Source organism: Fibrisoma montanum, assembly GCF_003583365.1.
Taxonomy (GTDB): domain Bacteria; phylum Bacteroidota; class Bacteroidia; order Cytophagales; family Spirosomataceae; genus Fibrisoma; species Fibrisoma montanum.
This window is the reverse complement of the sequence record NZ_QXED01000006.1, coordinates 551,137-558,241: the sequence shown is the minus strand read 5'-3', so window position 1 is coordinate 558,241 and position 7,105 is coordinate 551,137. Positions and strand designations below refer to the sequence as shown.

Genomic DNA, 7,105 nt, shown 5'->3' with positions numbered 1-7,105 from the left:
CGATGTTAATGGCGCTGTACGTCCGGTCCTTGCGAAGATTCCGAACGGCGATGTTGAGGTAGTTGCGGAGCATAGGGCAAGGGGGTTGGGGCGTGGGGCAGGGGGCTGGGGGTTTGGGGCAGGGGGCTAAGGGCAGTTATACCCCATGCCCTACGCCCTTAGCCCCAACCCCCACGCTATTCAGTACGCAGACTTTTCACCGGATTCATCAGGGCGGCTTTCACACTCTGGAAACTGACCGTCAGCAGGGCAATACCAATCGCGAGTAAACCGGCCAGCACGAAGACCCACCACTCAATGTCAATCTTGTAGGCAAAATCCTGCAGCCACTGGTTCATGAAATACCAGGCTACCGGCGAGGCAATCACAATACCGGCCACCACCAGTTTGAGAAAATCGTTGGACAGCAGGGCGACGATGCTCAGTACCGACGCGCCCAACACTTTCCGGATACCAACCTCTTTGGTTCGCTGCGTCATGACCATCACCGCAATGGCAAACAACCCCAGGCAGGACAGAACGATCGCGACAATAGCCGCACTGATGAACAGCTGCGATAGCCGTTCTTCGGCTTTGTAGAGCCGGTCGGTGTTCTCGTCGAGAAAACTACCCTGAAACGTTGAATTCGGGTCGAGTTCCTCCCACGTCTTTTTCAACATGGCCATCGTTGCGGGTACGTTGTCGGGCGCTATCTTGACCAGTGCGTAGCCGATCGGCCAGCCCTGATCCATAATCAGCGTATTCGGCTGAATTTTCCGCTTCAGCGATTCGTGGTGGTAGTCTTTCACGACGCCGACAACCTGCAGGGGCGCCCGACCGGAGTCGACCTGCATGAGCGCTCCGATGGGATTCCTGTCGCCCAGCGCCTTCGCCATGGCTTCGTTGATGATGACGCTGGTAGTGGTATCGGTAGCGTATTCACGCGAGAAATCCCGGCCTGCGATCAGCCTCAGATCGAGGGTTTTCAGGTAATCGTAATCGACAATCTGCCAGTGGCTCTGTACCGAATGGTTGTTGTGCTCAAAGCCCATGATCGACGTAACCGTTGAGCCGTCGAGCCCCCGACCGAAATTCTTATACGCACCCGTAATGCTCAGAATACGGGGTTGTTGAGACAGGCGATCGCGGAGCAGACGTAACATCTGGCGGCCGTTGATGCTGCCCCGGATCGGAATGCTGATCACCTGATCTTCGTTGTAGCCGAGGGGCATTTTCCGCAGAAAGTTAATCTGCTGCCAGGCAATTACGGTGCAGGTAATGAGCAGCGTAGCGATAGCAAACTGCACAACCAGCAACGTATTGCGCAAGATACTCGTCCGGTTCAGCGAGATGCCCCCTTTCAATACCTTGATCGTGTTGAACCGGGCCATGAACCAGGCCGGATAGCCACCCGCTACGAAGGTGATCAGGAGAAACCCGATCAGCAGCGAAATCAGAATGGCGGGCTGCTGGAAATAAGAGAAGGAGGTCGTGCTTCTGAACACCTGCTTGAAAACCGGGAGAAGCCCGTAGGTCAGCAGCCCGCCCAGGGTCAGGGCAAACAGGCTGATAAGCAGTGCTTCGCCCCAGAACTGAAGAAACAACTGGCTTTTGAGCGCACCGAGGGCTTTTCGCATGCCAACCTCCCGCGAGCGTGTCAGCGACCGGGCCGTTGAGAGGTTGATGAAGTTAATGCAGGCGATAACAACGATGAAACCCGCTACAATCAGCAGCAGGTAGGGGTATGATTTCTTTACGGGAGGCACTTCGGCGGTTCCTACTTCCGGGTCGAAATGCAAATCGCGTAGGGGCAGCAGCCGAAGACTGTACAGGTCACCGTTCTCGTCGGGCTGACTGCCGTCGCGCTTCAGGTTGCTAAGGTTTCCGGCGTAGTATTTCTTTACAACACCGCGCAATTTTTGCTCAAATGAGGCCTGGGTCACGTTGTCGGCCAGTTGTAGGAACACCGTGTGGTAGCTATCGTCCCAGTTGTCTTTGTTGAGCTGATAGGTAGGGTCGGCCTCAAAGCGAACCAGCATGTCGAATCGAAAGCTGGAATTGTCGGGGTAGTCGGCTACGATGCTCGATACCACAAAGGGTTTCCAGCCGGTTTCGTCCTGAAGCGACAGGGTTTTGCCGATCGGATTTTCACTACCAAAGATGTCTTTAGCGGCCGTTTCGGTGAGAACAACGCTGCTCAGACTGCTCAGCGCCGACTCGGGCCGCGCTCCCCGTTGCGTCGGGAAGGAAAATACCTGGAGGAAGGGTTCATCTACGTACCGGACGGTTTTACTGAACGACTTGTCGCCGTAACGAATCGTTCCACCGCTAACCACCCGGACGATATGCTTGATGTCCTGGGGGAATTCTTTTTTCAGGGCCGTCGTCAGCGGTGCCGGCATCGGTACGCCCTTGTTCGACAAACCGGTCTGATTATAAAGCTGGTAGATGTTTTTGCCGTTCGTGTGGAAGTTGTCAAACGACAGTTCGTGGTAGGCCGTCAGAAACAGCAACAGGCAGCTCCCAAAAGCCACCGCCAGCCCTACCGTATTGATAAGGGTATATGTCTTATGCTTCCACAGGTTGCGGAAGGCAATTTTGAGGTAGTTGTGTAGCATAACTGCAAGGGGCTTGGGGCGAGGAGCTTAGGGTGAGATGGCGCATCTTAACCCAATGCCCTACGCCCTAAGCCCCCCTGCTGTTCGTGCTGCTAAACGTGGAAGTTCTCGGTCACAATCTTACCGTCGAACAGGTTCACGATCCGGTGCGCAAAACCAGCGTCGTAGGGTGAGTGCGTCACCATGATGATGGTCGTACCCTCGTCGTTTAACTGCATCAGGAGTTTCATAACCTCTTCGCCGTTGGCCGAATCGAGGTTACCCGTCGGTTCATCGGCCAGGATCAGCTTGGGCTTCGCTACCACGGCGCGGGCGATGGCCGTCCGCTGCTGCTGCCCCCCCGACAACTGCTGCGGAAAGTGGTTGCGCCGGTGCATGATGTTCATGCGGGTCAGCGCTTCTTCCACGCGGGCCTTGCGTTCGTCGGCGGGTGTTTTCAGATACAGCAGGGGCAGTTCTACGTTTTCATAAACCGTCAGCTCGTCGATCAGGTTGAAGCTCTGAAACACGAAGCCGATGGAGCCTTTGCGGAGTTGGGCCCGTTGCCGCTCCGACATCCGCGACACTTCCGTGCCGTAGAAATGGTACTCGCCGGCGGTCGGGTTATCGAGCAGACCCAGGATGTTCAGCAGCGTGGATTTCCCACAGCCGGATGGACCCATGATGGCCACAAATTCACCATCGCGGACGTCCATCGAAATGCCGTGCAGAGCGGTGGTTTCAACCTCTTCTGTCGCGAAGAGTTTCTGGAGGTTAACGGTTTGTATCATATTTTTTTGGAGGAAAGGGAGGAAAGGGACGAGGGAAGAAGAGGGAATTACCTCTTTTGGGTAGTTTTGCTTTTCTCAAATTCCCATCGTTGACTAACTCCTGATTCTCATGGCAAAAGTTGAACAGTTTGAAGATTTGATCGTTTGGCAAGAAGGTTTAGCCCAAGCTGTTGGCATTTATAAGCTTTTGGCTGACTGTAAAGATTATGGTCTACGTGACCAGATGCGTCGTTCGTCCGTGTCCGTTCCTTCCAACATTGCGGAAGGTTTCGAGCGCCACGCCAACAAAGAGTTTATTCGTTTTCTCCGCATTGCCAAAGGATCAAATGGTGAATTACGAACGCAAATTCATTTAGCTGTTGCTGTCAATCTACTCGATGCTGAAACAGGTCAGTTACTGATTTCAAAGAGTAGAGTTATCTCGTCAATGTTGCAAAATCTGATAAAGACTCGATTGGAAAAATTTTGAAAGTAGGAGGAAGACGAGAAAAGTGACGAGGGCGTTGCCCCTTTCCTCCCTCTCGTCCCCTTCCTCCCTTTTCTTCCCCTCTTATTAAAACTCCAACACCTCGTTTTCCCCAAAATTCTCGTAGCTGCTCGTGATGACCTGTTCGCCGGGCTGCAGGCCTTCCAGTACTTCGTAGTATTCGGGGTTTTTGCGGCCCAGCGTAATGTTACGCTTTACGGCCCGCTTGCCGTCGTTCCCCACTACGTATACCCAGTTGCCGCCTGTGTCGGAGAAGAAGCCGCCAACCGGCAACAACGTAGCTTTTGAGGCCTTACCTAACTCAAGCTGAATCGGCGACGACTGGCCGCGCTTGATGCCTTTAGGGGCGCCTTTCGTAAAGACCATATCCACTTCGAAACGGCCGTTACGCACTTCCGGGAAGACGCGTGTGATTTCGAGTTCGTGCTTTTCGCCGTTGAATTCGAACGTTCCTTTCAGGCCGGTGAAGATGCGGTTCAGGTAGTGCTCGTCAACGCCGACGCGCATTTTGAAGCCGTCCAGATCGTCGATCTGGCCGATGTTCTGGCCCTGGTTGATGTTTGACCCCACCTCAATGTCCATCGACGACAGCAGACCCGACACGGGGGCTTTCACGACCAGGTTGTTCAGCGTTTGCTGCCAGAGGGCTACGTTCTTCTGCGTCCGGGCCAGGGTGCCTTCGAGCATCTGGATCTGCGTCTTGGCGTTCTCTTCCTGGTATTTCTGCGATTCTACTTCAATCTTACGCTGCTCGATCAGGCGCTCGTAGTCAAGCTTGGCCTTTGTGTAATCCTGCTCCGAAATTACCTTGTCTTTGAACAGCTTGGCCTGCCGGTCGTACACGTCTTTTGCCTGGCTGATCTGATAATCGAGGTCGGATAAGGTTTTCCGCTGTGTGTATCGCTCCACCCGCAGGCGCTGGCGGGTATTCTGTAGATCATTGACGAGTCGGTTGGCCTCCGTTTCCGACTGCAGGAAGTTCAGGCGCAGGTTCTGGTTTTCCAGACGGAGCAGTACGTCGCCCTGCTTCACCATGCTGCCGCCCTCTACCAGTTTCTCGGTCACATACCCCCCGGCAATGGCGTCGAGCCGGATGGTTTTCAGGGGCTGAACGACACCCGTTACGGCGATGAAATCTTCAAATGGGCCGGTCGATACGGTCGATACGGTTATTTTTTCACGCTCAACGTTCAGTTTCGAGCGGTTGTCAGCGAATAAAAACGTGTACGCCAGAAGGGAACTGATAAGTATTGTACCTACGGCGATGAGAATGCGCTGCTGAGTCCAAAATCGTTTAGGTAAGACGCGATCCATTGTTAATGTCGAATGATTGAGTTGTTGAATAATTGAATCTATAAAGCGGCTCGATCATCGTCCATAACTACCCAATTGTCGTGCCAACCAGACAAAGCTACTGATTGTCAGCGGTATTACGCCTGATGGCCTGATAAAGCTGTCCGCTTTCGGACGAATACCTGTCCGCTTTTGTGATTTTGTCATTCAGCAGGTCAATTACTCAATTTTTAACCTCCAGCAGGACGTAAGGGCGTAGTGTCTGCGGTCGGGTGGCGGGGTTCAGAAACGGGTAGCTGAGTTTGCTGACGTGGTAGTATGGAAAGGTGGCGACCGTGCGGGGGGCAAATCCCCGGTCCCGCAGGGAATCAGCGTAGGCTGCGGAGGTAAACACCAGCACCGGCTCCCGACGAACCCGCTGACGCAGCACCGAGTCGGGACGGGCGTACCAGACCGGCCGGTCGACGTAAAATTCGTACGACCAGGCGCTTTCGCCGTACGTACCGGAGCCGTAAATGGCCGTTGTCGGTGGCAGGTCGGGTCGGGTGTTGACGTACTCAGCCGCCACCATACCGGCCTGGTACTGGAGCAGCGACGGGTAAAAGAACAGGTTCAGTACGCCCGCCAGCAGCAGCATCACGCCCGTCATGCGGCCCATGAGGGCGAGTAAGTCATGACCCCGGAAAAGCAGGGTGGTCGCCAGCGCTACAACAGCTACCCAGGTCAGCGCTCCACCGAGTTGCCCCGGCTGAAACAGCAGCAATACCGCTACGATCAGGGCGACGAGCAAGCCCCCGATAACCGTCTGGCCGAGGGTCCAGCGCCTGAGGCTGGCCGGCGACAGGCTGACCAGAAACTGGGCCGTCAGGATGGCGAAGAACGGAAAGACGATGTTCATGTAGTGCGGCAACTGGAACCCCGAGGCCGAAAACAACAGGAACGTAGCCAGCCCGGAACCCAGCGACACGTATTCGGGCAGCGGGTTGTGCCGACGAGCCAGTTTAAGGAGTACGGTACCAACGCCGACGTATAACGGAAGCGACCAGGGCAGAAATGCCCAGAGCAGCGTATGCACAAAAAAGAACGGATCGCCCGATCCTTTGATCGGTCCGGTGTTGAAGAAGCGGCCAAACTGGCTGTCCCAGAAAAAGAAGCGGACACCGGATACGTCGGTTTTGCCGAAAACCACTTTGTCGGGGTGCAGGTCAAACTGCCGGTAGAGGCTGATGATTTCGGGCAGTGTAAACAAGGCCGACAGAATCACCACACTGTACCAGCGGGGCTTCAGGAGTTCCCGCCAGTGGCCCGTCAGCAGCCAGTGCAGCACCAGGCCGGCACCGATTGGCACCACCACAAACGGCCCCTTGGTCATCAGGGCGCAGCCAGTCAGGAACGAACCCAGCACGATATGCAGCCAGGGCTTCGGAGCGTTCTGATACACGCGGTAAAAGTGGTACACCGGGCCAATCACCAGCGCAGTCAGGTAGGGTTCGGCCCGAACGTCGCTGTTGGACAGAATACCGTGAAAGGCCGTCAGGAAAACAAGGGTGGCTACCTGCGCAACCGGTTTGGGGTACATCAGCCGGGTAAATCGGTAGGTATACGCCGTACTGAGTCCGAAAAACACCAGGGCCGGAAGTTTGTAGGCCAGTGTGTTTACACCCAATACCAGATAACTGAACGCCGTTATCCAGAACGGAAAATGGGGCTTGTCGAGCCAGTCGCGGCCGATCGCGAACAGGTTGACAAAATCGCCGTTCAGGGCCATGGTTTTGGCGATGCTGGCGTATAAGGCCCCGTCGGGTTCGAGAATAGGCGGGTATAAGCCGGTAGCGTTCAGCAGCAGGCCGGCAGCTACGAGGAGATAAAACCAGCGGTCGGTCAATGAATGAGTAAGGTGTTCCTGGAAAGTCAACATGGTACTGATGATGTCGGGCGCTCAATGCCGACGTAGTAAC

The 7,105-nt window shown here is 55.1% G+C and carries 5 protein-coding genes; 1 reads left to right on the top strand and 4 read right to left on the bottom strand.

Annotation, left to right across the window (positions count from 1 at the left end; all coding sequences use genetic code 11):
* Nucleotides 1–176: 176 nt before the first annotated feature.
* Together DYU11_RS22435 and DYU11_RS22430 are read right to left on the bottom strand one after the other, a co-directional pair.
* Nucleotides 177–2,597, bottom strand: a complete 2,421-nt coding sequence (locus tag DYU11_RS22435; RefSeq protein ID WP_119669959.1) for an ABC transporter permease — start codon at nucleotides 2,595–2,597, stop codon at nucleotides 177–179.
* A gap of 92 nt (nucleotides 2,598–2,689) precedes the next feature.
* The gene (locus DYU11_RS22430; RefSeq protein ID WP_119669958.1) at nucleotides 2,690–3,367 is read right to left on the bottom strand and encodes an ABC transporter ATP-binding protein; all 678 of its coding nucleotides are present in this window, start codon (nucleotides 3,365–3,367) and stop codon (nucleotides 2,690–2,692) included.
* A gap of 109 nt (nucleotides 3,368–3,476) precedes the next feature.
* Between DYU11_RS22430 and DYU11_RS22425 the strand changes: the two genes are divergently transcribed.
* Nucleotides 3,477–3,836, top strand: a complete 360-nt coding sequence (locus tag DYU11_RS22425) for a four helix bundle protein (RefSeq protein WP_119669957.1) — start codon at nucleotides 3,477–3,479, stop codon at nucleotides 3,834–3,836.
* A gap of 84 nt (nucleotides 3,837–3,920) precedes the next feature.
* On the opposite strand, the gene DYU11_RS22420 is transcribed toward DYU11_RS22425, so the two are convergent.
* Together DYU11_RS22420 and DYU11_RS22415 are read right to left on the bottom strand one after the other, a co-directional pair.
* Nucleotides 3,921–5,168, bottom strand: coding sequence for an efflux RND transporter periplasmic adaptor subunit (locus DYU11_RS22420; protein ID WP_119669956.1), 1,248 nt, complete (start codon nucleotides 5,166–5,168; stop codon nucleotides 3,921–3,923).
* Nucleotides 5,169–5,370: 202 nt separating this feature from the next.
* Nucleotides 5,371–7,065, bottom strand: a complete 1,695-nt coding sequence (locus DYU11_RS22415) for an ArnT family glycosyltransferase (RefSeq protein WP_119669955.1) — start codon at nucleotides 7,063–7,065, stop codon at nucleotides 5,371–5,373.
* Nucleotides 7,066–7,105 lie beyond the last annotated feature (40 nt).